This is a genomic window from Streptomyces drozdowiczii, from assembly GCF_026167665.1.
GTDB lineage: Bacteria > Actinomycetota > Actinomycetes > Streptomycetales > Streptomycetaceae > Streptomyces > Streptomyces drozdowiczii_A.
The window spans coordinates 5,401,967-5,425,779 of sequence record NZ_CP098740.1 but is presented as its reverse complement, the minus strand read 5'-3'; the positions used below and the strand labels follow the sequence as shown (position 1 = coordinate 5,425,779).

Genomic DNA, 23,813 nt, shown 5'->3' with positions numbered 1-23,813 from the left:
ACCAGTTGAACCGGCGACGACTTCGGGGCGACCCGTTCGGTGAACTTCGGCCGCCCCTCACCCCGTCGCGGTACGCCCGCTCAGTCGGCCGATCCGCCGCGCGAGCGCGCCTTGAACGCGGCCTTGCGGGCGTCCTTGGCCTGCTTCTTGTCGCTGTGCAGCCGCCCCATCGCCTCCAGGACGTCCGCCGTGGCCGGGTGGTCGACGCGCCACGCCTCCTCGAAGAAGCCGCTGTGCTGGCCGGACAGCCCCTCGACCAGGCCCTGGAGCTCTTCGAGGTCGCCGGCGGCCTCCAGCTGGGCCGCGATCGTGTCGATGGCGAGCCAGAAGATCATCGCTTCCGAGGGCGCCGGGACGCCTTCCGCGCCGCGCTCGGCGAGCCAGACCCGGGCCAGGCCGCCGAGTTCCGGATCGTCCAGGACCGCGCGCACGGCGGGCTCCGCCTCGGCGCCGACCAGGGCGAGCGCCTGCTGGCAGTGCAGTCGGCGCAGCGGGCCCAGCTCGTCCGTGCCCCGTGCGGCGTCCAGGAGTTCGGCGGCGGCGCCGTCCGGGCCCCGGCGGGTCAGCCACAGCTGGATCTCGGCGCGCGCGGCGGCCTCCGGGTAGTGGGCGACGCCGCCGAGGAGCGCGTCGGCGCCCTTGTCCGCGAGGTCGCCGATCGCCGGGGCGTCCACCCCGGCGTCCAGCATGCGGGCGCGGATGCCGTAGAGGCCGAGCGGGGTCAGCCGGACCATGCCGTAGCGGGTGACGTCCTCCTCGTCGCCCGGGGAGAGCGCGTCCTCGCCCTCCTCGACCAGCAGCGCCTCGTCCACCGGCTGGTACTCGACGATCCCGATGGGTTCGAGGACCCGGAACTGGTCGTCCAGCCGCATCATCGCGTCCGAGACCTGCTCCAGGACGTCGTCGGTGGGCTCGCCCATGTCGTCGGGGACGATCATCGAGGCGGCGAGCGCGGGCAGCGGCACGGGCGCCCCGTCCGCCCCTTCTCCGACGGTGAGCAGGTACAGGTTGCCGAGGACCCCGTCCAGGAACTCCGTCTCGGTCTCCGGGTCCCAGTCGAGCGCGTCGAAGTCGACCGAGCCGTCCTCACCGATGAGGTCCGCGAAGTCGTCGAAGGCGGGCGCGGTGGCGTCGGCGTACGCGGCCTCCAGGCCGTCGAGCCAGATCGCGAGAACGTCCGCCGGTGAACCCCCGGTCAGCAGCGCCAGGTTCTCGCCGGGCGTGACGGTCCCGGCCGGCTCCTCGCCCCCGCCCCCGGCCCCGGGCTCGTCGTCCTCGTCGAAGCCGTCCGCCCCGGCGAAGCCGCCGTCCGGGTCGCCCGTCTCGTCGGCGGGGTCCTCGATGTCCACGAGGCCGGTGTCCACGGCGAGCCGCCACGCCTCGCTGGCCTCGGCCGCGCCGTCCTCGTCCGGGGTGAGGCCGAGGAGTTCGGCGGCGGCGGGCAGCTGCGCGTCGACCAGTTCGCCGCCGGCGCCGACCCTGGTGTCCGGACCGGCCCAGCGGGCGAGCCGGGCGGCACGGGCGAGCAGCGGCGCGGCCAGCGCGTCCCGTGCCAGCTCGGCCTCGGAGTGCAGCCGGACCGGCGGCAGGGTCGGGCGCTCTGCGGACATCAGGGGGTCTCCTCGGAACGTACGGGGGTGTCGGCCGCCGGGCCGGATAAGCCGGGGCTCGGAACGTGCTCCGCGCCGCCCGGCACGGGGCCGCATATCCGGAACACGCCCCAAGCCTAGACGTATTTCGCCGCGCGCCGACCGGAACGGGGGCATGGGCCCCGGGACCCGGGACCGGCCTGCCGGGCACCGGGGCGCCCGTGCCAGAATCCGGGGCGTGCATCTGCGTATCGCGACCCGCTCCGACCTGCCCGCCGTCCTCGCGCTGCTCGCCGACGAGGACGCGGTGACCGACCCCGCCTCGGTCGTCGTGGGCGAGGCGTACGAGAAGGCGTTCGCCGACATCGCGGCCGACGCGCGCAACGAGATCCTGGTGCTCGACGTGGACGGGACGGTGGTGGGCTGCCTTCAGGCCACGTACATCCCGGGGCTCGGCAAGGGCGGTGCCGAGCGGGCGCTGATCGAGGCCGTGCGGATCCGGGCGGACCGCCGGGGCGGCGGCCTCGGACGGCGGTTGATGGAGCTCGCGGTCGAGCGGGCCCGGCTGCGCGGCTGCGCGCTGGTGCAGCTCACCAGCAACCGGAGCCGGACGGACGCGCACCGCTTCTACGTCTCGCTGGGGTTCACCGCGAGCCACGAGGGATTCAAGCTCGCCCTCTGAGCGCCCGGGCCGCCCCGGGAGGCCCCGCCCCCGCGATGATTGAGCTTCGCTTCACCTTCACCCGCAGCAGATCTAAGTAGACCTTCATGGTCCGGCGGGCCGACACTGCTGGAATGACGCCTTCCGCACCTGCCCGCCCCCGCCCCTTCGGCCGCGCCCTCTGCGCCATGATCACGCCGTTCACCGCCGACGGCGCCCTCGACCGGGAGGCCGCCGCCGCGCACGCCGCGGCGCTGGTGGCGGGCGGCTGCGACGGGCTGGTGCTCAGCGGCACGACCGGTGAGTCCCCGACCACCTCCGACGCGGAGAAGGCGGAGCTGGTGCGCGCGGTGCGCGAGGCGGTCGGCCCGGGCGTGCCGCTGGTGGCGGGCGTCGGCACGGCGGACACCCGGCACACGATCGAGCTGGCGCACCAGGCGGAACGGGCGGGCGCGGACGGGCTCCTGGTGGTGACCCCGTACTACAGCAGGCCCCCGCAGGCGGCCGTGGAGGCGCACTTCCGGCGGATCGCGGACGCGGTGGGGCTGCCGGTGATGCTGTACGACATCCCGGGCCGCACCGGCACCCGCATCGAGCCGGAGACGATGCTCGCCCTCGCGGAGCACCCGCGCATCGTGGCGGTGAAGGACTGCTCGCAGGACCTGCTGACGGCGACCCGGGTGATCGCGGCCGGCGGGCTCGCCTACTACTCGGGCTGCGAGGAGCTGAATCTGCCGCTGTACGCGGTGGGCGGCGCCGGGTACGTCAGCACGGTCGCCAATGTGGTGCCGGGCCGGATGCGGGCGGTGCTGGACGCGTTCGACGCCGGGGACACCGACGGGGCCGCGCGGCTGAACGCGCGGCTCGCCCCGCTGACCGCGCTGATGATGGCGTCCGGGCTGCCCGGCACGGTGACCGCGAAGGCGCTGCTGGCGGCGGGCCCGGTCCGGGAACCGCTGCAGCCCGCCGGGCGCGAGGCGTCCGACGGGCTGCGTGCGGCGTACGAGGAACTCCTCGTCCCGGCCTAGGCCCTGTCGTCAAATTCCCGTCTGCCGGGCGACGCCATGCACGCACTCTCGCCGCACCGGCCCCAGACCCCGGTACATCCAGTACAGGGGTCTGGGGCCGGCACGCCGAGAGCACGCACCTGACGCCGCCCGGCCCGCCCTCCGGGCGGACGACGGCAATTTGACGACAGGGCCTAGTCGTTGCTGTGCAGGACGTCGTTGAGGCCGTCCCAGACCGCGTTGTTCGGGCGGGCCTCGACGGCTCCGGTGACCGAGTTGCGGCGGAAGAGGATGTTCGAGGCGCCGGAGAGCTCGCGGGCCTTGACCACCTGGCCGTCCGGCATGGTGACGCGCGTGCCGGCGGTGACGTACAGACCGGCCTCGACGACGCACTCGTCGCCGAGCGCGATGCCGACCCCGGCCTCCGCGCCGACCAGGCAGCGCTCGCCGATCACGATGCGCTCCTTGCCGCCGCCGGAGAGCGTGCCCATCGTGGAGGCCCCGCCGCCGATGTCCGAGCCGTCACCGATGACGACGCCGGCCGAGATGCGGCCCTCGACCATCGACGTGCCGAGCGTGCCGGCGTTGAAGTTGACGAAGCCCTCGTGCATCACGGTCGTGCCGGAGGCGAGGTGCGCGCCGAGGCGCACCCGGTCGGCGTCCGCGATCCGGACGCCCTTGGGCGCCACGTAGTCCGTCATGCGCGGGAACTTGTCGACGGAGGTGACCTGGAGGTGCAGGCCCTCGGCGCGGGCGTTGAGCCGCACCTTCTCCAGGTCGTCCACGGCGACCGGGCCGAGCGAGGTCCAGGCGACGTTGGCGAGGTGGCCGAAGATGCCGTCCAGGTTCTGCCCGTGCGGCTGGACCAGGCGGTGCGAGAGCAGGTGCAGGCGCAGGTAGACGTCGTGGGCGTCGAGCGGCTTGTCGTCCAGCGAGCCGATGACCGTGCGCACGGCGACGACCTCGACCCCGCGGCGGGCGTCCACGCCGATGGCCTTGGCGGCGCCCTCGCCGAGCAGGTTGACGGCCTGGTCCGGGCCGAGCCGCTCGGTTCCGGCGGGGCCGGGCTCGGCGGTCAGCTCGGGGGCGGGGAACCAGGTGTCGAGGACGGAACCGTCGCCGGCGATGGTGGCGAGGCCGGCGGCGACGGCGCCGGTGGTACGGGTGGAAGTCGTGTCGGTCATGACCAGAAACCTAACCGGACCGGGGCCGCGCGGGCGAACCGGTCTCAGCGTCCGGGCGACGCGCCGCCGGTACCGGGATCACCGCGACCGGCACCGGCAGCCGCCGGGCCGCGAGCACCGCGCACCCGGCCAGCCCCGCCAGGACCGCGCAGGCCGGCCAGAGCAGCGCGGGCGCGGCGGTGTAGAGGGCACCGCCCAGCGGCGGGGCCAGGACCTGGCCGCTGATCGAGGCGCCCGCGTACAGGCTCTGGAAGCGGCCCTGCGCGTGGGCGGGCGCCTGGTCGGCGACGTAGGCCGTGGCGGGGGTCTTGTACAGGATCTCGCCGAGGGTGAGGGAGACCATCATCAGGACGGCGTACCCGGCCCCGGCGCCCGGGATCAGCAGCGCGTACCCGGCCGCGACCAGCAGCAGTCCGGCGCCGATGATGCCGAGCGGGGCGCGGGCGCGCAGGGCGTGGGCGGCGGGCAGTTCCAGGCAGAGGATCACCCCGCCGTTCACGGCGATGAGCCAGCCGTAGAACGCGGTGGAGTGGCCGTGGTCCGCGAGGAAGACGGGCAGGGTGGAGTACTGCTGGCGGTAGACGAGGTCCACGCAGACGATCGCGGCGAGCAGGACCGGCACGGCGGGCCTGGACCGCAGTTCGCGCCGGAGCCCCGGGGCGCCGGGCGGCGGGGGCGCGGGGCGGGAGTGCGCGGTGCCCCGGGCGGGGAGGATGCGGGCCGCGTAGCAGGCGAAGAGCAGGGTGCCCGCGCCGTCGGCGAGAAACAGCCAGTCGTACGAGAAGCGGGCGGCGATCAGCGCTCCGGCGGGCGGGCCGAGCGTGAAGCCGCCGTTGGAGGCGAAGCGGGTCAGGGCGAAGCTCTGGCGCCGGCCGCCCTCCGGGACGGAGACGGCGACCAGCGCGGAGTTCGCGGCGCGGACGACGCCGCTCGCGTACTGGGCGAGCGGCAGCGCGGCGTACAGCGCGGCGAGCGGCAGCAGCGGCAGGGCGACGAGCACCGCACCGCTCACGCAGGAGCCGAGCAGCAGCATCCGGCGGTGTCCGTAGTGGTCGCCGAACCAGCCGCCGGTGAAGTTCCCCGCGACCAGACCGACGCCGCCGATGCCGGTGAGCAGCCCGGCCTGGGCGACCGAGAGCCCGCGCGGGCCGGTCAGATAGACGAAGAGGTAGACGAAGGTGAAGCTCACCACCGCGTTGAAGAACACCCCGAAGGCCAGCAGCCGCACCGTGCGCGGAACGCCCGTCAGCATCCCCATCCGAACACCCCTCCCCCGAACGGAACCCGAGTGAGTTCCTTTTGGGAACTGACTATGGCAGCATGGATTCCGCAGGTCAACGCGGACCGATGGAGTTGAATGGCAGCCCCGGACCACCGAGGAGGCCCCATGCCCCAGCGCATCAGCCAGGCCGATGCCGACTGCGCCATCGCGCAGGCGCTCGACGTGGTCGGCGACTGGTGGACCCTGCTGATCGTGCGGGACACCGCGCGCGGCGTGCACCGGTTCGACGCCCTCCAGCGCGAACTGGGCGTCTCGCGCAAGGTCCTGACCGAACGGCTGCGGCTCCTGGTCGACGCGGGGGTGCTCTCCCGCGAGCCGTACCAGGAGCGGCCGGTGCGGTACGAGTACCGGCTGACCCCGCGCGGCCGCGCCCTGCTGCCGGTACTGATCGCGCTCCAGGACTGGGGCGACACCTGGGTGATGGGAGACGGGGAGACGATGGCGACCACGGAGGAGTCCTCGCGGGAGGCCGCACGCGTGCACGCGCTGCGCGGGACGCGCGTGCCGGAGCTGACCCTGCCGGGGGCCGACGGCGAGCGCCGGGACCCGGTGGCGGACACCCCGTACACCGTCCTGTACTTCTTCCCCGGCGCCTACGCCCGCCAGGAGTCCTACCCCCCGGGCTGGTCCGGCATCCCCGGCGCCCGCGGCTGCACGCTCGAATCCTGCACCTACCGCGACCAGCTGGCCGACTTCACGGCGGCGGGCGCGAGCGTGCACGGCGTCTCCACCCAACGCCCCGACGAACAGGCGGCGTTCGCCGAGGCGGAGCACCTGCGCTTCCCGCTCCTCTCCGACGCGGACCTGGAGCTGACCGCCGCCCTGCGCCTGCCGACGTTCCGGGCCGGCGGCATCGTCCGCGCCAAGCGGCTGACCCTGGTGGTGGACCGGGACCGCACGGTCCGCGAGGTGCTGTACCCGGTCACCGACATCGAGGACAGCGTGCGGGCGGCCCTGGCGGCGGTGTCCCGGCCCTGACGGGCCCTCAGCCCGCGACCCGGCCCAGCATCTCGCGGGCGTACGCCTCGTCGTACGCGCCGCCCGTGAGCAGCACCTGGATGCAGATGCCGTCCATCAGGGCGACCAGGGCGCGCGCGGTGGCCGGGTCGGTGCGCGGCCGGAGCAGGGCGGTCACGCCGTCGGTCCACTCGGCGGCGACCGGGCGCAGCGCGGGCCTGCGCACGGCGGCGAGATACAGCTCGTACTCCAGCTCGGCCCGGCCGCGCCCGCCCGCGAAGAACTCCCCGAGCAGCCGGGCGAGTTCGGCGGCGAGGTCGGCCTCCGGGTCGGCGAGGGCGGGGCTCTCGCGCAGGACGGCGGCGAAGTTCTCGTTGGTCCGGCGCAGGGCGGCGATCAGCAGTTCGTCCAGCGAGGCGAAGTGGTAGGTGGTCGAGCCCAGCGGCACATCGGCCTCGGCCGCGACGGAGCGGTGGCTCAGCCCGGCGATCCCGCGCCCGCCGACCACCCGGATCGCCGCGTCGATGATCCGGTCGCGCCGCTCGGGGTCGTACCGCCGCGCCATCAGTGCGCCCCGCCCAGGTTGAGCACCACCACACCGGCGATGACCAGCAGCACGCCGAGCGCCTTGAGCGGACTCGCGGACTCCCCCAGGAAGAACATCCCGATGAGCGCCACGGCCGCGGTGCCGACGCCCGCCCAGATCGCGTAGGCGGTGCCGACGGAGAGGGTCTTGAGGGTCTGGGCGAGCAGGGAGAAGGCGAGCAGATAGCCGGCGACGGTGATCAGGGAGGGCCAGAGCCGGGTGAATCCCTCGCTGTATTTCATGGCGGTCGTCCCCGCCACCTCCGCCGCGATGGCCGCGGCGAGCAGTCCGTATCCCATGTGTACAAGTGTACGCAACGGCTTGCCGCTACCGTGGTCCGTTCAGTACGTGATCGAACAGACGGGCGGGAGCAGCAGTGGCGCAGGACGCAGGGTGGGGCGGCTGGGGCGGCGGTGGCTGGGCGCCGCCGAAGCCGGGGGTCATACCCCTGGGGCCGTTGAAGCTCGGGGACATATTCAACGGCGCCTTCTCGACGCTGGGCCGCTACTGGAAGCAGCTCCTCGCGGTGGGCGCGACGCTGTACGGCGGGGCGCTGGTGCTGGTGGGTGTGGCGGTCGCCGTCGCGTACGGGGCGGTCTCGGACCATCTGGACCGGCTGTTCGCGCTGGAGGACGGCGAGAGCGCCCCCGCGGGGGACGTGGTCCCGGTGGTCGTCGCGTTCGGCGTGATCGTGCTGCTCGGCATCCTCGCGATGGTGCTCGCCTCGGCCGTGGTCTACGCGGCGGTGCCGGCGGTCCTCCAGGACGCGGTGCTGGGCCGGCCGACGACCTTCTCGGCGGTCTGGCGGCGGGCCTGGGCGCGGACGCCCGCGGTGATCGGCACGCTCCTGCTGGTCGGGCTGATCACCATGGTGCCGATGGTGCTGGCGGTGGGCGCGCTCACCGCGGGCATCATCGCCGCGGTCGCCACGGACGGCGGCGGGAGCGCGGTGGCGCTGATCGTCGTGGGCGCGGTCTGCTTCCTCGCCTTCGTCCCGCTGGTCCTCTGGCTCTGGGTGCGGCTCGCGCTCGCCCCCGCGACCGCCGTCTTCGAGAACCAGGGCCCGATGGCCTCGCTGCGCCGCTCCGCCCTGCTGGTGCGCGGCGACTGGTGGCGGATCTTCGGCATCATGCTGCTCGCGAGCGTCATCGCCTCCACGGTCGGCTACATCATCCAGCTGCCGTTCAACCTGCTCGGCATGTTCACCGGCGCACTGGGCACCACCACCGTGGACGAGCACACGCACCCGGCCGCGATCATCACCGCCCTCGGCGGCTACCTGGTCCTCGCGGCACTCGGCCAGCTCGTGGGCCAGCTGGTCGTCGCCGTGTTCCCGCCGCTGGTGACGGGCCTGCTGTACGTGGACCGCCGCATCCGCACCGAAAACCTGGCCCCGGTCCTCGCCGAGGCCGCCTCCGTACCTCCGCCGGACAGGCCCTAGTCGGTCAGCGTCTTCTTCGGGCGCAGTACGCAGAACTCGTTGCCCTCCGGGTCGGCCAGCACCACCCAGGTCACGTCGGACGGCTGGCCGACCTCGATGCGCCGGGCGCCGAGCCCGATCAGCCGCTCGACCTCGGCCGCCTGGTCGTCCGGGGAGAGGTCGATGTGCAGCCGGTTCTTGACCGCCTTGTCCTCGGGCACGGGCAGGAAGCAGATGCCGGGGAGCGCGGTCTCGTCGGCCCCGATGACGATCTCGTCCTCGTCCTCGTAGAGCACCCGCCAGTCCAGGGCGGCACACCAGAAGCGGGCCTGGGCGGGCAGATCGTGGGCATCGACGGCGAGCTGGTAGAAGCGAAGAGCCATGGGCGACAGTCTGCCCGGCGGGCCGTGCGCCCACAACGCCGAAACGGCCCCGGCGGGAAGCCGGGGCCGTTTCGGGTGGTACGCGGATCTCAGACGTTGAAGCCCAGCGCGCGCAGCTGCTCGCGGCCGTCGTCCGTGATCTTGTCGGGGCCCCACGGCGGCATCCAGACCCAGTTGATCCGGAGCTCGTTGACGATGCCGTCCGTCGCGGACTTCGCCTGGTCCTCGATGACATCGGTCAGCGGACAGGCCGCGGACGTCAGGGTCATGTCGAGGGTGGCGATGTTGGCGTCGTCGATGTGGATGCCGTAGATCAGCCCCAGGTTGACGACGTCGATGCCCAGCTCGGGGTCGACCACGTCGTACAGCGCTTCGCGGACCTCCTCCTCGGAGGCCGGCTTGGTCGTCACGGTCTCGTTGTCGCTCATGCGGTCTTCCCTTCGGACAGCGCCTGCGCCGTCGCGTCCTTCCACGCCATCCAGCTCAGCAGCGCGCATTTCACCCGGGCCGGGTACTTGGAGACACCGGCGAACGCGACCGCGTCCTCCAGCACCTCTTCCATCGCGTCGTCGGGCTCCAGCTGCCCCTTCGACTGCATCAGTTCCAGGAACGCGGCCTGGATCTTCTGCGCCTCGCCCAGTTCCTTGCCGACCAGCAGCTCGTTCAGCACGGAGGCGCTGGCCTGGCTGATGGAGCAGCCCTGGCCCTCGTAACTCACGTCGGCGATGGTCTCGCCGTCGTACCGCACCCGCAGCGTGATCTCGTCACCACACGTCGGATTGACGTGGTGCACCTCGGCGTCGCCGTCCCGCAGACCGCGCCCGTGGGGGTGCTTGTAGTGGTCCAGGATCACTTCCTGGTACATGGAATCCAGCTTCACGAGTTCAATCCCCAGCCGCGTCTAGGCGAAAAAATTCCGGACGTGTTCCAGGCCGTCCACCAGGGCGTCGACCTCGGCGGGCGTGGAGTACAGATAGAACGACGCTCGCGTCGTCGCAGGAATTCCGTACCGCAGGCAGACCGGGCGGGCGCAGTGGTGGCCGACCCGGACCGCGATGCCCTGTTCGTCCAGCACCTGCCCCACGTCGTGCGGATGGATGTCGCCGAGCGTGAAGGAGATCGTCGCGCCGCGGTCCTCCGCGGTGGCCGGGCCGATGATCCTGAGGTCCGGCACCTCCAGGAGCCGCTTCACCGCGTAGGCGGTGATGGCCTGCTCATGGCGGTGGATGTTCTCCATGCCGATCGAGGAGAGGTAGTCCACGGCCGCGCCGAGGCCGACGGCCTGGGCGATCGGGGGCGTACCGGCCTCGAACTTGTGCGGCGCGGGGGCGTAGGTCGAGGAGTGCATCGACACGGTCTCGATCATCTCGCCGCCGCCCAGGAACGGCGGCAGGTCCTCCAGGAGCTCCTGCCGTCCCCAGAGCACGCCGATGCCGGTCGGGCCCACCATCTTGTGACCGGTGAAGGCCACGAAGTCGGCCTGGAGCGCCTGCACGTCGAGCACCATGTGCGGGGCCGCCTGGGAGGCGTCGACGCAGACGAGCGCACCGACCTCCTGGGCGCGGCGGACGATCCGCTCGACCGGGTTGTGCGTGCCCATGATGTTCGAGACCAGCGTGAAGGAGACGATCTTCGTCTTCTCGGTGATGATCTCGTCGATGTTGGACAGGTCGAGCCGGCCGTCGTCGGTGATGCCGAACCACTTCAGCTTCGCGCCCGTGCGCTGCGAGAGCAGCTGCCAGGGAACGATGTTGGAGTGGTGCTCCATCTCCGTGGTGACGATCTCGGTCTCGTGGTCGACCCGGTAGGGCTCGTCGGCCCAGCCGAGCATGTTGGCCACGAGGTTCAGCGACTCCGAGGCGTTCTTCGTGAAGATGACCTCGTCGCGGCTGGGCGCGTTGATGAAGGCGGCGACCTTGTCACGGGCGCCCTCGTACAGCGCCGTGGCCTCCTCCGCGATCGTGTACACCCCGCGGTGCACGTTGGCGTTGTGCCGCTCGTAGTACTCGTTCAGGGCGTCGAGGACCTGGCGCGGCTTCTGCGAGGTCGCCGCGCTGTCCAGGTACACGATCTTCTTGCCGTCGTGGACCGTGCGGTCCAGGAGGGGGAAGTCCTTGCGGATCGCCTCGGTGTCGAGGAGGCCCGGCAGATATGTCACGCGGCAGCGCCACCCTTCACGTATGCCTCGTAGCCCTCGTTCTCCAGCTTGTCGGCGAGCTCGGCGCCGCCGGACTCGGCGATCCGGCCGTTGGCGAAGACGTGCACGAAGTCGGGCTTGATGTACCGGAGGATCCGGGTGTAGTGCGTGATCAGCAGGGTGCCGACCTCGCCGGTCTCGCGGACCCGGTTGACGCCCTCGGAGACGATGCGCAGGGCGTCGACGTCCAGGCCGGAGTCGGTCTCGTCCAGGATGGCGACCTTCGGCTTGAGGAGCTCCAGCTGAAGGATCTCGTGGCGCTTCTTCTCACCGCCGGAGAAGCCCTCGTTGACGTTGCGCTCGGCGAAGGCCGGGTCCATCTGGAGCTGGGCCATCGTCTCCTTGACCTCCTTCACCCAGGTACGCAGCTTGGGTGCCTCGCCGCGGACGGCGGTGGCGGAGGTACGCAGGAAGTTGGAGACCGAGACACCGGGGATCTCGACCGGGTACTGCATGGCGAGGAACAGGCCGGCACGGGCCCGCTCGTCCACGGACATCTCCAGGACGTCCTCGCCGTCCAGGGTCACCGTGCCGCTGGTGATCGTGTACTTGGGGTGGCCTGCGAGGGAGTACGCGAGGGTGGACTTGCCGGACCCGTTGGGGCCCATGATGGCGTGGGTCTCGCCCTGCTTCACGGTCAGGTCGACGCCCTTGAGGATCTCCTTCGTGGCGTTGTCGGCCTCGACGGAGACGTGCAGGTCGCGGATTTCAAGCGTTGCCATGGGTGACTCAGGACTCCTGGGTGACGGAGACGAGCACATCGTCCCCTTCGATCTTGACGGGGTATACGGGGACGGGGCGCGTCGCGGGAAGGCCGGACGGCTTGCCGGTGCGCAGGTCGAAGCTCGATCCGTGCAGCCAGCACTCGATCGAACAGTCCTCGACCTCGCCCTCGGACAGCGAGACGTTCGCGTGCGAGCAGATGTCGTTGATCGCGAACACCTCGCCCTCGGTGCGGACGACGGAGACCGGCGTGCCGTCGAGCTCCACCCGTTTGGGGGTGTCGTCCTCCAGCTCGCTCAGCGCACAGGCTTTGACGAAGGCCATCAGACCGACGCCTCCAGCTCGGCCTCGATCTTGTCGAGCAGCCGGGCCTCGACGTCCGGCAGACCGATCTGCTGGACCAGCTCGGCGAAGAAGCCGCGCACGACGAGGCGGCGGGCCTCCTCGGCCGGGATGCCGCGGGACTGGAGGTAGAACAGCTGCTCGTCGTCGAAGCGGCCGGTCGCGGAGGCGTGGCCGGCGCCGACGATCTCGCCGGTCTCGATCTCCAGGTTCGGCACGGAGTCGACCCGCGCGCCGTCCGTGAGGACCAGGTTGCGGTTCATCTCGTAGGTGTCGGTGCCCTCGGCGGCGGCCTGGATGAGCACGTCGCCGATCCACACCGCGTGCGCCTCGTCGCCCTGGAGCGCGCCCTTGTAGGCCACGTTGGACTTGCAGTGCGGGGTGTTGTGGTCGACCAGGAGGCGGTGCTCCTGGTGCTGGCCCTTGTCGGTGAAGTACAGGCCGAACAGCTCGGCCTCGCCGCCGGTTCCCGCGTACGCGACCCGGGGGTGCAGCCGGACCACGTCGCCGCCGAAGGTGACGACGACGGACTTGAACGAGGCGTCCCGGCCGACCAGCGCGTTGTGCTGGCCGACGTGGACCGCGCGCTCGTCCCAGTCCTGCACGGAGACGACGGTCAGCTTGGCGCCGTCGCCCAGGACGTAGTCGACGTTGGCGGCGAGCACCGCGTCACCGGTGTGGTCGATGACGACGACGGCCTCGGCGAAGGGGCCCAGCTCCACGACCTGGTGGCCGTAGGCGACACCGCCCTCGCCGTGCACGGCGATCCGGATCGGCTCGGTCAGCACGGCCTCCTTGGGGACCGTGACGACGTGGGCCTGCTCGAAGGACGAGTACGCCTGCGCGGCCACCCGGTCGACCGGCTTGCCGGCCTTGCCCAGCCGGGCGTCGTCACGGCCGACGGTCTCGACCGTGACGCCCTCGGGGCCTCGATGGCGACCTTCACACCGCTGCCGGTGGCGGCGGCGGTGCCGTCGTGCAGGCCGCGCAGCCGCTCCAGCGGGGTGAACCGCCACTCCTCCTCGCGGCCGTGCGGGACGGGGAAGTCCGCGACGTCGAAGGACGGGGGGGCGCTCATGCGCGTGGCGACGGTCGACTCCGCGGCCACCGCGATGGAACCGGCGGTGGTGGACCCCGCGGGGATGTTCTGAGCCTCAGCCATGGCTGTCGTAGTGCTCGCTTTCTCAGTCAAGAACTCTTCGAGGACGCGTTCGGCGGCGTATCAGCCGACGGAACCCTCCATCTGCAGCTCGATCAGCCGGTTGAGCTCCAGGGCGTACTCCATCGGGAGCTCCTTGGCGATCGGCTCGACGAAGCCGCGCACGATCATCGCCATGGCCTCGAACTCGGTCATGCCGCGGCTCATCAGGTAGAAGAGCTGGTCCTCGGAGACCTTGGAGACGGTCGCCTCGTGGCCCATCGACACGTCGTCCTCGCGGACGTCGACGTACGGGTAGGTGTCGGACCGGGAGATCGTGTCCACGAGCAGCGCGTCGCAGAGGACGTTGGACTTCGCGCCCGGCGCGCCCTCGCCGATCTCGATCAGACCGCGGTAGGAGGTGCGGCCGCCGCCTCGCGCCACCGACTTGGAGACGATGTTGGAGGAGGTGTTCGGGGCCATGTGGACCATCTTGGCGCCGGCGTCCTGGTGCTGGCCCTCGCCCGCGAAGGCGATGGACAGGGTCTCGCCCTTGGCGTGCTCGCCCATCAGGTAGACGGCCGGGTACTTCATGGTGACCTTGGAGCCGATGTTGCCGTCGACCCACTCCATGGTCGCGCCCTCGTAGGCCACGGCGCGCTTGGTGACCAGGTTGTAGACGTTGTTCGACCAGTTCTGGATCGTCGTGTAGCGGCAGCGGCCGCCCTTCTTCACGATGATCTCGACGACCGCGGAGTGCAGCGAGTCGGAGGAGTAGATCGGGGCGGTGCAGCCCTCGACGTAGTGGACGTAGGCGTCCTCGTCCACGATGATCAGCGTGCGCTCGAACTGGCCCATGTTCTCCGTGTTGATACGGAAGTAGGCCTGGAGCGGGATGTCGACGTGGACACCCTTGGGCACGTAGATGAAGGAACCGCCGGACCACACGGCCGTGTTCAGCGACGCGAACTTGTTGTCGCCGACCGGGATGACGGTGCCGAAGTACTCCTTGAAGAGTTCCTCGTGCTCCTTCAGCGCGGTGTCGGTGTCGACGAAGATGACGCCCTGCTCCTCCAGGTCCTCACGGATCTGGTGGTAGACGACCTCGGACTCGTACTGCGCGGCGACACCGGCGACGAGGCGCTGCTTCTCCGCCTCGGGGATGCCGAGCTTGTCGTACGTGTTCTTGATGTCCTCGGGCAGGTCGTCCCAGGACGCGGCCTGCTTCTCCGTCGAGCGGACGAAGTACTTGATGTTGTCGAAGTCGATGCCCGACAGGTCCGAGCCCCAGTTCGGCATCGGCTTCTTGTCGAAGAGCCGCAGGCCCTTGAGCCGCAGCTTCAGCATCCACTCGGGCTCGTTCTTCTTCTCCGAGATGTCGCGGACGACGGCCTCGGAGAGGCCGCGCTTGGCCGCCGCGCCTGCCGCGTCGGAGTCGGCCCAGCCGAATTCGTACGTGCCCAGGCCCTCGAGCTCAGGGTGGGCAGTCTCCGTGGGGAGCGTCATGCGGGGTTCCTCCCGGCCGTGCTTGCAGATGCTGAATCGGTGGTCTGTGGGGTGGGGTGTCCGCTGCGCGGAATGTACGTCGTGCACACCCCGTCGCCGTGGGCGATGGTGGCCAGACGCTGCACATGGGTCCCCAGGAGGCTGGAGAAGATCTCCGTCTCCGCCTCGCACAGCTGCGGGTACTGCTCGGCGACGTGCGCGACCGGGCAGTGGTGCTGGCACAGCTGCTCACCCTGCTGCGGGCCCGGCGCGCTGCGCGCCGTAGCAGCGTACCCGTCGGCGGACAGCGCCTTGGCCAGCGCCTCCGTGCGTGCCTCGGGGTCCGCGGCCTCGATCGCCGCGCGGTATGCCGCCGACTGCTCGGCGGTCCTGGCCCTGGCGAACGCCATGACCGCTTCGTCGCCCGCGGTCTCGGCGATCCAGCGCAGGGCGTCCGCGGCGAGCGTGTCGTAGGACTGGTCGAAGGCGTCCCGGCCGCAGTCGGTGAGGGCGAAGACCTTGGCCGGACGGCCCCGGGTCCGCGCCCCGTAGACCCGCTGCTCGCGCGCCTCCACGACGCCGTCGCAGGTGAGCGCGTCGAGATGGCGACGGACAGCGGCCTGGGTGAGCCCCAGCCGCTTCGCCAGCTCCGCGACGGTGGACGGGCCGTGGTCCAGGATGGACCGCGCGACGCGGTTGCGCGTCGAGCGCTCACCGGTCGCGAGTTCCTCCTGAGGAGCCTCGCCCGCGTATTTCACAACGCCATTGTTGCGTAATTCCTCCGGCCCTGACAACCACGGTCCGAAACGATCAACGGTGCTTTCCATCACTTAGGGTTACCTAATCAAGCCCCGGGGCCGGGCATTCCCGGGGCGCTGCCTACACTCGTTTGCCATGAACAGCGAGCCCCGCCCGGCCGTCCGGATCAGCGGCCTGGTGAAGCGGTACGGCGACAAGACCGCGGTGGACGGCCTCGACCTGGAGATCCCGGCCGGTGCGGTCACGGCCGTGCTCGGCCCCAACGGCGCCGGCAAGACCACCACCATCGAGACCTGCGAGGGCTACCGCCGCCCGGACGGCGGAACGGTCCGGGTCCTCGGCCTCGACCCCGTCGCCGACGCCGCGCGGCTGCGCCCCCGGATCGGCGTGATGCTCCAGTCCGGCGGGATCTACTCCGGCGCCCGCGCCGACGAGATGCTCCGCCACACGGCCAAGCTGCACGCCCACCCGCTCGACGTCGACGCCCTGATCGAGCGCCTCGGCCTCGGCTCCTGCGGCCGCACCGCCTACCGCAGGCTCTCCGGCGGCCAGCAGCAGCGGCTCGCCCTGGCGATGGCGGTCGTCGGCCGGCCCGAGCTGGTCTTCCTGGACGAGCCGACCGCGGGGCTCGACCCGCAGGCCCGCCGCTCCACCTGGGACCTGGTCCGGGAGCTGCGCGCCGACGGCGTGAGCACCGTGCTCACCACCCACTTCATGGACGAGGCCGAGGAACTGGCCGACGAGGTCGCCGTCATCGACGCCGGCCGGATCGTCGCCCAGGGCTCCCCCGAGGCGCTGTGCCGGGGCGGCGCCGAGAACACCCTGCGCTTCACCGGCCGCCCCGGGCTCGACCTCGGCTCGCTGCTCAAGGCGCTGCCGGACGGCACCCAGGCGGACGAGCTGAGCTCCGGCGCGTACCGCATCACCGGCGGGATCGACCCGCAGCTGCTGGCCACCGTCACCTCCTGGTGCGCGCAGCACGGCGTGATGCCCTCCGGCATCTCCGTGGAGCGCCACACCCTGGAGGACGTCTTCCTCGAACTGACCGGCAAGGAGCTGCGCGCATGAGCGCCGGTACGTACACCCCCCGGCCGGGCGCCGCCCCGCTGCCGCGCATGATCGCCGCGCAGACCGCGCTGGAGACGCGGATGCTGCTGCGCAACGGCGAGCAGCTGCTGCTGACCGTGGTCATCCCGACGCTGCTCCTCGTGCTCTTCAGCTCCGTGGACATCGTGGACACCGGCGCGGGCGAGCCGGTCGACTTCCTGACGCCCGGCGTGCTGGCGCTGGCCGTGATGTCGACCGCCTTCACCGGACAGGCCATCGCCACCGGCTTCGAACGGCGCTACGGGGTGCTCAAGCGGCTCGGCGCGTCACCGCTGCCCCGCTGGGCGCTGATGACCGCGAAGACCCTGTCCGTGCTGGTCACCGAGGTCCTTCAGGTGGTCCTGCTGACGGTGATCGCCTTCGCGCTCGGCTGGTCGCCGCACGGCAACCCGTTCGCGGTGCTGCTGCTCCTGGTGCTGGGGACCGCCGCCTTCTCGGGGCTCGGGCTGCTGATGGCGGGGACGCTGAAGGCGGAGGCGACGCTCGCCGCGGCCAACCTGGTCTTCCTGCTGCTCCTGGTGGGCGGCGGGGTGATCGTGCCGCTGGAGAAGTTCCCGGACGCGGTGCAGTCGGTGCTGGGCCTGCTGCCCATCGCGGCCCTCTCGGACGGGCTGCGGGACGTCCTCCAGCACGGTGCCGGGATGCCGTGGGGCGACCTGGGCATCCTCGCGGTCTGGACGGTGCTGGGACTCGGCGCGGCGGCCCGCTTCTTCCGCTGGGAGTGAGCCCCCAGACGCGCTCCGTCGCCGTTTTCAGGCAACTCGTCCCCCTCGTGAAAGCTTGCACAAGCGGCGGCCTACCATGGTGCGCGTGCCCAAGCTGACCCGAGCCGACGTCGCTCAAGCCCTGCGCAATCCGCTGCTGTACATCGCCGAGCGCTGGACGCCCCAGCCCCGGACGGTGCGCCGCGCGGCCATGTCCGCGGTCGTGATGGCCGTCGTCATCGTCGTGACCGGCGGCGCCGTCCGGCTGACCGGCTCCGGCCTCGGCTGCCCGACCTGGCCCAAGTGCACCGACGAGAGCCTGACGGCGACGAGCGCGATGGGCTTCCACGGCGCCATCGAGTTCGGCAACCGCATGCTCACGTACGTCCTGTGCGCGGCCGTCGGGTGGGCGATCATCGCGGCCCGGTCCGCGAAGCCCTGGCGGCGCGGCGTCACCCGGCTCGGCTGGGTCCAGTTCTGGATCGTGATGGGCAACGCGGTGCTCGGCGGCATCGTCGTGCTCGTCGGGCTGAACCCGTACACCGTCGCCGCGCACTTCCTGCTGTCCACCGCGCTGCTCACGGTCGCCCTGGTGACCTGGCAGCGGATCCGTGAGGGCGACGAGGCGCCGCGCCCGCTGGTCGGCAAGGCGGTCGCTCAGCTGGCCTGGCTGCTGGCCGTCGCGGCGGGGCTCCTGATCGCCGTGGGCACGGTGGTCACGGGCGCCGGACGGCACGCGGGCGACTCCAGCGACGTCCACCGCATCCCGATCGACTGGAAGATGGTCGCCCAGCTGCACGCGGACCTGGCCTGGGTCGTGGTGGCGCTGACCGTCGCGCTCTGGTTCGTCCTGAAGGCCGTGGACGCGCCGGTCGGGCCGCTGCACCGGACGCGTGAGCTGTTCCTGATCCTGATGGCCCAGGGCGTCATCGGCTATGTGCAGTACTTCACCGATACGCCGGAGATCCTGGTCGGCGTCCACATGTTCGGCTCGTGCCTGGTGTGGATCGGGGTCGTACGCGTCCTGCTGTCGCTGCGGGAGCGGCCGGTCGCCGTCGCCGGGGTGCCGGCACCGGCGGTCGAGCAGGCGGAGCCCGCCGCGGCCGGCTGACCCGGGCACACACGCAGAACGGACCGGGGCTCCCGCTCCACGGCTGTACGCCGTCGGAGCGGGAGCCCCGGTCCGTTCGTGGTGTCAGGCCGCGTTGGACGGGCCGCCGACCTGGATGCCGGCCATCCGGGACCACTCGTACGGGCCCGTCCGCACCTTCGCCGCGAACTCGCCGTCGAAGGACTCGTGGAGCGTGATCCCGGACTTCCGCACGGCGCTCTCGGCGATCTCGTACGAGGGGGCGACCAGATCGCCCCACTCGCCGTCCTCGCCCACCAGGACGATGCGGGCGCCCATCTGCCCGAGGTAGGCGACCTGCCCCTCGGCGCCGCCGTGCGCCTTCGCGAAGGCGCCGATCTGCTTGGCCAGCCGGGCCGCCCCGCGCTCCGCGCGCGCCGCCCGCCTGCCGTCCACCTGCTGGGTCTCAGCCTCTGCCGTCTCTGCCATGGACAGGATGCTACCGGCGGGTAGATCAACCGGCGACGGGCGGGGAGCGTGGCATCGGCCACGCTCCCCGCCCGTCGGACGGAGCTGGGGTCCTACCGCAGGAAGGGGTCCACCGCCACGGCCACGAAGAGCAGCGAGACATAGGTGATGGACCAGTGGAACAGCCGCATCTCCTTGAGCTTCGCGCCCGTCACCCCGGCCTTGGCCCGGCTGAGCAGCGCGTGCGCCTCCCAGAGCCAGAAGCCGCCGGTGAGCAGCGCCACGGCCGTGTAGAACCAGCCGGTGTAGCCCAGCGGGGTGAGGAGCAGCGACACGGCGACCATCACCCAGCTGTAGGCGACGATCTGGCGGGCGACCACCCGGTTGGACGCGATGACCGGGAGCATCGGGACGCCGACCCGGGCGTAGTCGTCCTTGACCTTCATGGAGAGCGGCCAGTAGTGCGGCGGCGTCCAGAAGAAGATGACGGCGAAGAGGATCACCGCGGCCCAGGACATCTCGTTGGTCACGGCGGACCAGCCGATGAGGACCGGCATGCAGCCCGCGATGCCGCCCCAGACGATGTTCTGCGCGGTGCGGCGCTTCAGCAGCATCGTGTAGATCACGACGTAGAAGAGCAGGGCGCCCAGCGACAGCGCCGCCGACAGCCAGTTGACCAGCAGCCCGAACCAGACCGTCGAGACCACCGCGAGGGTGATGCCGAAGGCCAGGCACTCGCGCGGGCTCACCATGCCGGTGACCAGCGGGCGCTGCGACGTACGGTCCATCAGCGCGTCGATGTCGCGGTCGATGTACATGTTCAGTGCATTGGCACCGCCGGCGGACAGATAGCCGCCGATGGTGGTAGTGAGCACGAGCCACAGGTCGGGTACACCCTGAGCGGCCAGGAACATCACCGGAACAGTGGTGATCAGCAACAGCTCGATGATCCGAGGCTTGGTCAGTGCCACGAATGCCTTGACACGGGCCCCGAATGGGCGTTGGCCCCCTGGGCTCGGAGTCAAGGCGACCCCTGCGGGTCGGGACTCGACGGCCGTCACGCACACCCCTGACAGAGAAATCCCAGCAAGCTCCGGGCGTGAGGGCCCAGTAAAGACTTGCGCGAACCCGACCACTGTAGACGTTGGGGACAGGCCGCCCTTCGCGGGGGTGGGGTCGTGTTGATGTGGCGCGGACGGCCGCCCCGGCCCGGCCGCGAGCCCTCTCGTACGCACGAGTGACGCACTGGTGTCGCAGGGTCCGCGCGACCCGCTTCCGGGGCCTTCGCAACCGCGCTCGGGACCGCTCTTCGGAGCGCCCAGGAGTGGGTCTCCGCGCTCATCGGAGAAGCCCATCGGTGAGCCCTTCCGCTCATACGGGAGGCGGATTCCGCGGGCCGCCCGCACCCTGGTAGGAGCCGGAAAACACGGGTACGGACGGGGGTAGGCTCGACAGCATCCGGTGCGGTCACAGTCACCGGTCTACAACAGTTGGAGAGGAGCCCTGACTCAGGGTGAGCACCAAGCCGACCACCACAGACCTCCAGTGGACCGAATTGGACCAGCGGGCCGTGGACACCGTCCGCGTCCTCGCCGCGGACGCCGTACAGAAAGTCGGAAACGGCCACCCGGGCACGGCGATGAGCCTGGCTCCCGCCGCGTACACCATCTTCCAGAAGGTGATGCGGCACGACCCGGCGGACGCGGACTGGACCGGCCGCGACCGGTTCGTGCTCTCGGCGGGCCACAGCAGCCTGACCCTGTACATCCAGCTCTACCTGGCCGGCTACGGCCTGGAGCTGGCGGACCTGGAGTCGTTCCGCACCTGGGGCTCCAAGACCCCGGGCCACCCGGAGTACGGCCACACCACCGGCGTCGAGACGACGACCGGCCCGCTGGGCCAGGGTGTCGCCAACGCGGTGGGCATGGCCATGGCCGCCCGCTACGAGCGCGGTCTGTTCGACCCGGAGGCGGCTCCCGGCACCTCCCCGTTCGACCACATGGTGTGGGTCGTCGCCGGTGACGGCTGCCTCCAGGAGGGCATCTCGGCCGAGGCTTCCTCGCTGGCCGGCCACCAGAAGCTGGGCAACCTGGTCCTGCTGTGGGACGACAACCACATCTCCATCGAGGGCGACACGGAGACCGCGGTCTCCGAGGACACCGTCAAGCGCTACGAGGCGTACGGCTGGCACGTCCAGCGCGTCGACCAGCTGCCCAACGGCGACCTGGACCCGAGGGCCTCTACAACGCGCTGCTGGCCGCCAAGGCCGAGACCGAGCGCCCCTCCTTCATCGCGGCCCGCTCGATCATCGCCTGGCCCGCCCGCACGCCCAGAACACCGAGGCGTCGCACGGCTCGGCGCTCGGCGACGACGAGGTCGCCGCGACCAAGAAGGTGCTCGGCTTCGACCCGGAGAAGTCCTTCGACGTCGCCGACGAGGTCATCGCGCACACCCGCCGCGCCCTGGACCGGGGCCGCGAGGCGAAGGCCGAGTGGCAGAAGGGCTTCGACGCCTGGCGCGCCGCCAACCCGAGCGCGCCGCCGACTTCGACCGGATCGCCGCGGGCGAACTGCCCAAGGGCTGGGAGGACAGCCTCCCGGTCTTCGAGACCGGCACGGGCGTCGCCACGCGCGCCGCGTCCGGCAAGGTGCTCCAGGCGCTCGGCGGGATCATCCCCGAGCTGTGGGGCGGCTCCGCCGACCTGGCCGGTTCGAACAACACCACGATCGACAAGACGTCGTCGTTCCTCCCCGCGGGCAACCCGCTGCCGGAGGCCGACCCGTACGGCCGCACGATCCACTTCGGCATCCGCGAGCACGCCATGGCCGCCGCCATGAACGGCATCGCGCTGCACGGCAACACCCGCATCTACGGCGGCACCTTCCTGGTGTTCTCCGACTACATGCGCAACGCCGTGCGCCTGTCCGCGCTGATGCACCTGCCGGTGACCTACGTGTGGACGCACGACTCGATCGGCCTCGGCGAGGACGGCCCGACCCACCAGCCGGTCGAGCACCTGGCCTCGCTGCGCGCCATCCCGGGCCTCAACGTCGTGCGCCCGGCCGACGCCAACGAGACCGCCATCGTCTGGCGCGAGATCCTGCGCCGCTACACCAAGGTGTTCGGCAAGGGCGCCCCGCACGGCCTGGCGCTGACCCGCCAGGGCGTGCCGACGTACGAGGCGAACGAGGACGCGGCCAAGGGCGGCTACGTGCTCTTCGAGGCCGAGGGCGGCGAGCCGCAGGTCGTGCTGATCGGTACGGGCTCCGAGGTCCAGCTCGCCGTCGAGGCGCGCGAGGAGCTCCAGGCGGCCGGAATTCCGACCCGCGTGGTCTCGATGCCGTGTGTCGAGTGGTTCGAGGAGCAGGATCAGGGTTACAAGGACTCCGTCCTGCCGCCGTCGGTGAAGGCGCGCGTGGCCGTCGAGGCGGGCATCGCCCTGACCTGGTACCGGTACGTGGGGGACGCCGGCCGGATCGTCTCGCTGGAGCACTTCGGCGCTTCGGCGGACGCGAAGGTCCTGTTCCGCGAGTTCGGCTTCACCGGCGAGAACGTCGCCGCCGCCGCCCGGGAATCCCTCGCCGCCGCCACGCGCTGACGCCGATATACGACTAGTAGGAGATGCATTTCTCATGACAGACGCACTCAAGCGCCTCTCCGACGAGGGCGTGGCGATCTGGCTCGACGACCTCTCGCGCAAGCGGATCACCTCGGGCAACCTCGCCGAGCTGATCGACGAGAGCCACGTCGTGGGGGTCACGACCAACCCCTCGATCTTCCAGAAGGCCATCTCGCAGGGCGACGGTTACGACCAGCAGCTCGCCGACCTCGCGGCCCGCAAGGTGACCGTGGAGGAGGCGATCCGCATGATCACCACCGCGGACGTCCGCGACGCGGCCGACATCCTGCGCCCGGTCTTCGACGCGACGGACGGCCAGGACGGCCGGGTCTCCATCGAGGTCGACCCGCGCCTGGCGCACGACACGGTGGCCACGGTCGCCGAGGCGAAGCAGCTGGCCTGGCTGGTGGACCGCCCGAACACCCTGATCAAGATCCCGGCGACCAAGGCGGGCCTGCCCGCGATCACCGAGACGATCGGCCGGGGCATCAGCGTCAACGTCACGCTGATCTTCTCGCTGGAGCGCTACCGCGCGGTCATGGACGCCTACCTGGCGGGCCTGGAGAAGGCGAAGGCCGCGGGCCTGGACCTCTCCAAGATCCACTCGGTGGCGTCGTTCTTCGTGTCCCGCGTGGACACCGAGATCGACAAGCGCCTGGACGCCATCGGCGGCGACGAGGCGAAGGCCGCGAAGGGCAAGTCCGCCCTGGCCAACGCCCGGCTCGCCTACGAGGCGTACGAGGAGGTCTTCGCCGGTGAGCGCTGGGCCGCCCTGGACAAGGCGCACGCCAACAAGCAGCGTCCGCTGTGGGCCTCGACCGGCGTGAAGGACCCGGCCCTCAAGGACACCCTGTACGTGGTGGACCTCGTCGCGCCGAACACGGTCAACACCATGCCGGAGGCGACTCTGGACGCGGTGGCGGACCACGGCGAGGTCACCGGCAACACCGTCGCCGGTGCGTACGACCAGGCTCGCGCCGACCTCGACGCGATCAAGAAGCTCGGCGTCGACTACGACGACGTCGTGCAGGTGCTGGAGGACGAGGGCGTCGAGAAGTTCGAGACGTCCTGGAACGACCTGCTCAAGTCGACCGAGGCGGAGCTTCAGCGCCTCGCTCCCTCGAAGGGCTGAC

23 protein-coding genes and 2 pseudogenes are annotated in these 23,813 nt (G+C 71.4%); 9 read left to right on the top strand and 16 right to left on the bottom strand.

What is annotated here, in order from left to right; all coding sequences use genetic code 11:
* Nucleotides 1–80: 80 nt before the first annotated feature.
* On the bottom strand, nucleotides 81–1,610 hold the full coding sequence (locus tag NEH16_RS24635) for a hypothetical protein (RefSeq protein ID WP_265544994.1): 1,530 nt from the start codon (nucleotides 1,608–1,610) through the stop codon (nucleotides 81–83).
* 217 nt (nucleotides 1,611–1,827) lie between these two features.
* Here NEH16_RS24635 and NEH16_RS24630 point away from each other — a divergent pair, with 217 nt between their 5' ends.
* Both NEH16_RS24630 and dapA read left to right on the top strand, forming a co-directional pair.
* Nucleotides 1,828–2,271 carry a GNAT family N-acetyltransferase gene (locus tag NEH16_RS24630; protein WP_265544993.1) on the top strand — a complete coding sequence of 148 codons (444 nt, stop codon included), beginning with the start codon at nucleotides 1,828–1,830 and terminating at the stop codon, nucleotides 2,269–2,271.
* Nucleotides 2,272–2,384: 113 nt separating this feature from the next.
* The gene (dapA, locus tag NEH16_RS24625; RefSeq protein WP_265544991.1) at nucleotides 2,385–3,278 is read left to right on the top strand and encodes a 4-hydroxy-tetrahydrodipicolinate synthase; all 894 of its coding nucleotides are present in this window, start codon (nucleotides 2,385–2,387) and stop codon (nucleotides 3,276–3,278) included.
* Between the two features lie 173 nt (nucleotides 3,279–3,451).
* Here dapA and dapD read toward each other — a convergent pair whose 3' ends face one another.
* Together dapD and NEH16_RS24615 are read right to left on the bottom strand one after the other, a co-directional pair.
* Nucleotides 3,452–4,441 carry a 2,3,4,5-tetrahydropyridine-2,6-dicarboxylate N-succinyltransferase gene (dapD, locus tag NEH16_RS24620; protein ID WP_073968347.1) on the bottom strand — a complete coding sequence of 330 codons (990 nt, stop codon included), beginning with the start codon at nucleotides 4,439–4,441 and terminating at the stop codon, nucleotides 3,452–3,454.
* 10 nt (nucleotides 4,442–4,451) lie between these two features.
* Nucleotides 4,452–5,699 (bottom strand): MFS transporter, encoded by a 1,248-nt coding sequence (locus NEH16_RS24615; protein ID WP_265544989.1) that lies wholly within the window; start codon nucleotides 5,697–5,699, stop codon nucleotides 4,452–4,454.
* 129 nt (nucleotides 5,700–5,828) lie between these two features.
* Here NEH16_RS24615 and NEH16_RS24610 point away from each other — a divergent pair, with 129 nt between their 5' ends.
* Entirely contained in the window at nucleotides 5,829–6,701 is an 873-nt protein-coding gene (locus tag NEH16_RS24610) for a winged helix-turn-helix transcriptional regulator (protein ID WP_265544987.1), read from the top strand.
* 7 nt (nucleotides 6,702–6,708) lie between these two features.
* On the opposite strand, the gene NEH16_RS24605 is transcribed toward NEH16_RS24610, so the two are convergent.
* Together NEH16_RS24605 and NEH16_RS24600 are read right to left on the bottom strand one after the other, a co-directional pair.
* Nucleotides 6,709–7,245, bottom strand: a complete 537-nt coding sequence (locus NEH16_RS24605; protein WP_265544986.1) for a TetR/AcrR family transcriptional regulator — start codon at nucleotides 7,243–7,245, stop codon at nucleotides 6,709–6,711.
* On the bottom strand, nucleotides 7,245–7,565 hold the full coding sequence (locus NEH16_RS24600; RefSeq protein WP_073968343.1) for a DMT family transporter: 321 nt from the start codon (nucleotides 7,563–7,565) through the stop codon (nucleotides 7,245–7,247). The genes NEH16_RS24605 and NEH16_RS24600 overlap by 1 nt, the downstream gene beginning before the upstream one ends.
* Nucleotides 7,566–7,642: 77 nt before the next feature.
* Here NEH16_RS24600 and NEH16_RS24595 point away from each other — a divergent pair, with 77 nt between their 5' ends.
* Nucleotides 7,643–8,707 carry a hypothetical protein gene (locus NEH16_RS24595; RefSeq protein WP_265544985.1) on the top strand — a complete coding sequence of 355 codons (1,065 nt, stop codon included), beginning with the start codon at nucleotides 7,643–7,645 and terminating at the stop codon, nucleotides 8,705–8,707.
* Here the strand turns inward: NEH16_RS24595 and NEH16_RS24590 are convergent.
* From NEH16_RS24590 to NEH16_RS24550, 9 genes and pseudogenes are all read right to left on the bottom strand, one after another.
* Nucleotides 8,704–9,069, bottom strand: coding sequence for a VOC family protein (locus NEH16_RS24590; protein ID WP_073968342.1), 366 nt, complete (start codon nucleotides 9,067–9,069; stop codon nucleotides 8,704–8,706). The two genes, NEH16_RS24595 and NEH16_RS24590, sit on opposite strands and share 4 nt — an antisense overlap.
* A gap of 89 nt (nucleotides 9,070–9,158) precedes the next feature.
* Complete coding sequence (locus NEH16_RS24585; RefSeq protein WP_018104628.1) at nucleotides 9,159–9,497, bottom strand: metal-sulfur cluster assembly factor; 339 nt, start codon at nucleotides 9,495–9,497, stop codon at nucleotides 9,159–9,161.
* The gene (sufU, locus tag NEH16_RS24580; protein WP_073968341.1) at nucleotides 9,494–9,949 is read right to left on the bottom strand and encodes a Fe-S cluster assembly sulfur transfer protein SufU; all 456 of its coding nucleotides are present in this window, start codon (nucleotides 9,947–9,949) and stop codon (nucleotides 9,494–9,496) included. Before sufU ends, NEH16_RS24585 begins: the two co-directional genes overlap by 4 nt.
* 21 nt (nucleotides 9,950–9,970) lie before the next feature.
* Complete coding sequence (locus tag NEH16_RS24575) at nucleotides 9,971–11,227, bottom strand: cysteine desulfurase (protein WP_073968340.1); 1,257 nt, start codon at nucleotides 11,225–11,227, stop codon at nucleotides 9,971–9,973.
* Nucleotides 11,224–11,988 (bottom strand): Fe-S cluster assembly ATPase SufC, encoded by a 765-nt coding sequence (gene sufC / locus NEH16_RS24570; protein WP_073968339.1) that lies wholly within the window; start codon nucleotides 11,986–11,988, stop codon nucleotides 11,224–11,226. The genes NEH16_RS24575 and sufC overlap by 4 nt, the downstream gene beginning before the upstream one ends.
* A 7-nt stretch (nucleotides 11,989–11,995) precedes the next feature.
* A complete protein-coding gene (locus tag NEH16_RS24565; protein ID WP_018555702.1) occupies nucleotides 11,996–12,313 on the bottom strand; it encodes a bifunctional 3-phenylpropionate/cinnamic acid dioxygenase ferredoxin subunit in 318 nt (105 codons plus the stop codon).
* Nucleotides 12,313–13,493, bottom strand: a pseudogene (sufD, locus tag NEH16_RS24560) (Fe-S cluster assembly protein SufD). The gene NEH16_RS24565 and the pseudogene sufD overlap by 1 nt, the downstream one beginning before the upstream one ends.
* A gap of 60 nt (nucleotides 13,494–13,553) precedes the next feature.
* Entirely contained in the window at nucleotides 13,554–14,975 is a 1,422-nt protein-coding gene (sufB, locus tag NEH16_RS24555) for a Fe-S cluster assembly protein SufB (RefSeq protein WP_073968337.1), read from the bottom strand.
* A complete protein-coding gene (locus NEH16_RS24550; RefSeq protein WP_265544980.1) occupies nucleotides 14,972–15,712 on the bottom strand; it encodes a helix-turn-helix transcriptional regulator in 741 nt (246 codons plus the stop codon). Before NEH16_RS24550 ends, sufB begins: the two co-directional genes overlap by 4 nt.
* A 136-nt stretch (nucleotides 15,713–15,848) precedes the next feature.
* On the opposite strand from NEH16_RS24550, the gene NEH16_RS24545 reads away from it, so the two are divergent.
* The 3 genes from NEH16_RS24545 (at nucleotide 15,849) to NEH16_RS24535 (ending at nucleotide 18,635) form a co-directional block, all read left to right on the top strand.
* The gene (locus NEH16_RS24545; protein WP_265544979.1) at nucleotides 15,849–16,781 is read left to right on the top strand and encodes an ABC transporter ATP-binding protein; all 933 of its coding nucleotides are present in this window, start codon (nucleotides 15,849–15,851) and stop codon (nucleotides 16,779–16,781) included.
* Nucleotides 16,778–17,545, top strand: a complete 768-nt coding sequence (locus NEH16_RS24540; RefSeq protein WP_265544978.1) for an ABC transporter permease — start codon at nucleotides 16,778–16,780, stop codon at nucleotides 17,543–17,545. Before NEH16_RS24545 ends, NEH16_RS24540 begins: the two co-directional genes overlap by 4 nt.
* 76 nt (nucleotides 17,546–17,621) lie before the next feature.
* Nucleotides 17,622–18,635 (top strand): COX15/CtaA family protein, encoded by a 1,014-nt coding sequence (locus NEH16_RS24535; protein WP_265544976.1) that lies wholly within the window; start codon nucleotides 17,622–17,624, stop codon nucleotides 18,633–18,635.
* Between the two features lie 84 nt (nucleotides 18,636–18,719).
* On the opposite strand, the gene NEH16_RS24530 is transcribed toward NEH16_RS24535, so the two are convergent.
* Together NEH16_RS24530 and NEH16_RS24525 are read right to left on the bottom strand one after the other, a co-directional pair.
* The gene (locus tag NEH16_RS24530; protein WP_265544974.1) at nucleotides 18,720–19,082 is read right to left on the bottom strand and encodes a hypothetical protein; all 363 of its coding nucleotides are present in this window, start codon (nucleotides 19,080–19,082) and stop codon (nucleotides 18,720–18,722) included.
* A gap of 92 nt (nucleotides 19,083–19,174) precedes the next feature.
* The gene (locus NEH16_RS24525) at nucleotides 19,175–20,122 is read right to left on the bottom strand and encodes a heme o synthase (RefSeq protein ID WP_073968464.1); all 948 of its coding nucleotides are present in this window, start codon (nucleotides 20,120–20,122) and stop codon (nucleotides 19,175–19,177) included.
* A gap of 452 nt (nucleotides 20,123–20,574) precedes the next feature.
* Between NEH16_RS24525 and tkt the strand changes: the two are divergent.
* A pseudogene (tkt, locus tag NEH16_RS24520) lies at nucleotides 20,575–22,659 on the top strand (transketolase).
* A gap of 34 nt (nucleotides 22,660–22,693) precedes the next feature.
* Nucleotides 22,694–23,812, top strand: a complete 1,119-nt coding sequence (gene tal, locus NEH16_RS24515) for a transaldolase (RefSeq protein ID WP_073968330.1) — start codon at nucleotides 22,694–22,696, stop codon at nucleotides 23,810–23,812.
* Nucleotide 23,813 lies beyond the last annotated feature (1 nt).

Excerpts from the sequence above, each read along its gene's own strand:
- sufC (WP_073968339.1), bottom strand. The coding sequence starts at position 11,988 with ATGGCAACGCTTGAAATCCGCGACCTGCACGTCTCCGTCGAGGCCGAC.
- sufB (WP_073968337.1), bottom strand. The coding sequence starts at position 14,975 with ATGACGCTCCCCACGGAGACTGCCCACCCTGAGCTCGAGGGCCTGGGC.
- dapD (WP_073968347.1), bottom strand. The coding sequence starts at position 4,441 with ATGACCGACACGACTTCCACCCGTACCACCGGCGCCGTCGCCGCCGGC.
- NEH16_RS24635 (WP_265544994.1), bottom strand. The coding sequence starts at position 1,610 with ATGTCCGCAGAGCGCCCGACCCTGCCGCCGGTCCGGCTGCACTCCGAG.
- tal (WP_073968330.1), top strand. The coding sequence starts at position 22,694 with ATGACAGACGCACTCAAGCGCCTCTCCGACGAGGGCGTGGCGATCTGG.
- NEH16_RS24535 (WP_265544976.1), top strand. The coding sequence starts at position 17,622 with ATGGTGCGCGTGCCCAAGCTGACCCGAGCCGACGTCGCTCAAGCCCTG.
- NEH16_RS24545 (WP_265544979.1), top strand. The coding sequence starts at position 15,849 with ATGAACAGCGAGCCCCGCCCGGCCGTCCGGATCAGCGGCCTGGTGAAG.
- NEH16_RS24610 (WP_265544987.1), top strand. The coding sequence starts at position 5,829 with ATGCCCCAGCGCATCAGCCAGGCCGATGCCGACTGCGCCATCGCGCAG.
- NEH16_RS24600 (WP_073968343.1), bottom strand. The coding sequence starts at position 7,565 with ATGGGATACGGACTGCTCGCCGCGGCCATCGCGGCGGAGGTGGCGGGG.
- NEH16_RS24615 (WP_265544989.1), bottom strand. The coding sequence starts at position 5,699 with ATGGGGATGCTGACGGGCGTTCCGCGCACGGTGCGGCTGCTGGCCTTC.
- NEH16_RS24530 (WP_265544974.1), bottom strand. The coding sequence starts at position 19,082 with ATGGCAGAGACGGCAGAGGCTGAGACCCAGCAGGTGGACGGCAGGCGG.
- NEH16_RS24590 (WP_073968342.1), bottom strand. The coding sequence starts at position 9,069 with ATGGCTCTTCGCTTCTACCAGCTCGCCGTCGATGCCCACGATCTGCCC.
- NEH16_RS24585 (WP_018104628.1), bottom strand. The coding sequence starts at position 9,497 with ATGAGCGACAACGAGACCGTGACGACCAAGCCGGCCTCCGAGGAGGAG.
- NEH16_RS24605 (WP_265544986.1), bottom strand. The coding sequence starts at position 7,245 with ATGGCGCGGCGGTACGACCCCGAGCGGCGCGACCGGATCATCGACGCG.
- NEH16_RS24540 (WP_265544978.1), top strand. The coding sequence starts at position 16,778 with ATGAGCGCCGGTACGTACACCCCCCGGCCGGGCGCCGCCCCGCTGCCG.
- dapA (WP_265544991.1), top strand. The coding sequence starts at position 2,385 with ATGACGCCTTCCGCACCTGCCCGCCCCCGCCCCTTCGGCCGCGCCCTC.
- NEH16_RS24565 (WP_018555702.1), bottom strand. The coding sequence starts at position 12,313 with ATGGCCTTCGTCAAAGCCTGTGCGCTGAGCGAGCTGGAGGACGACACC.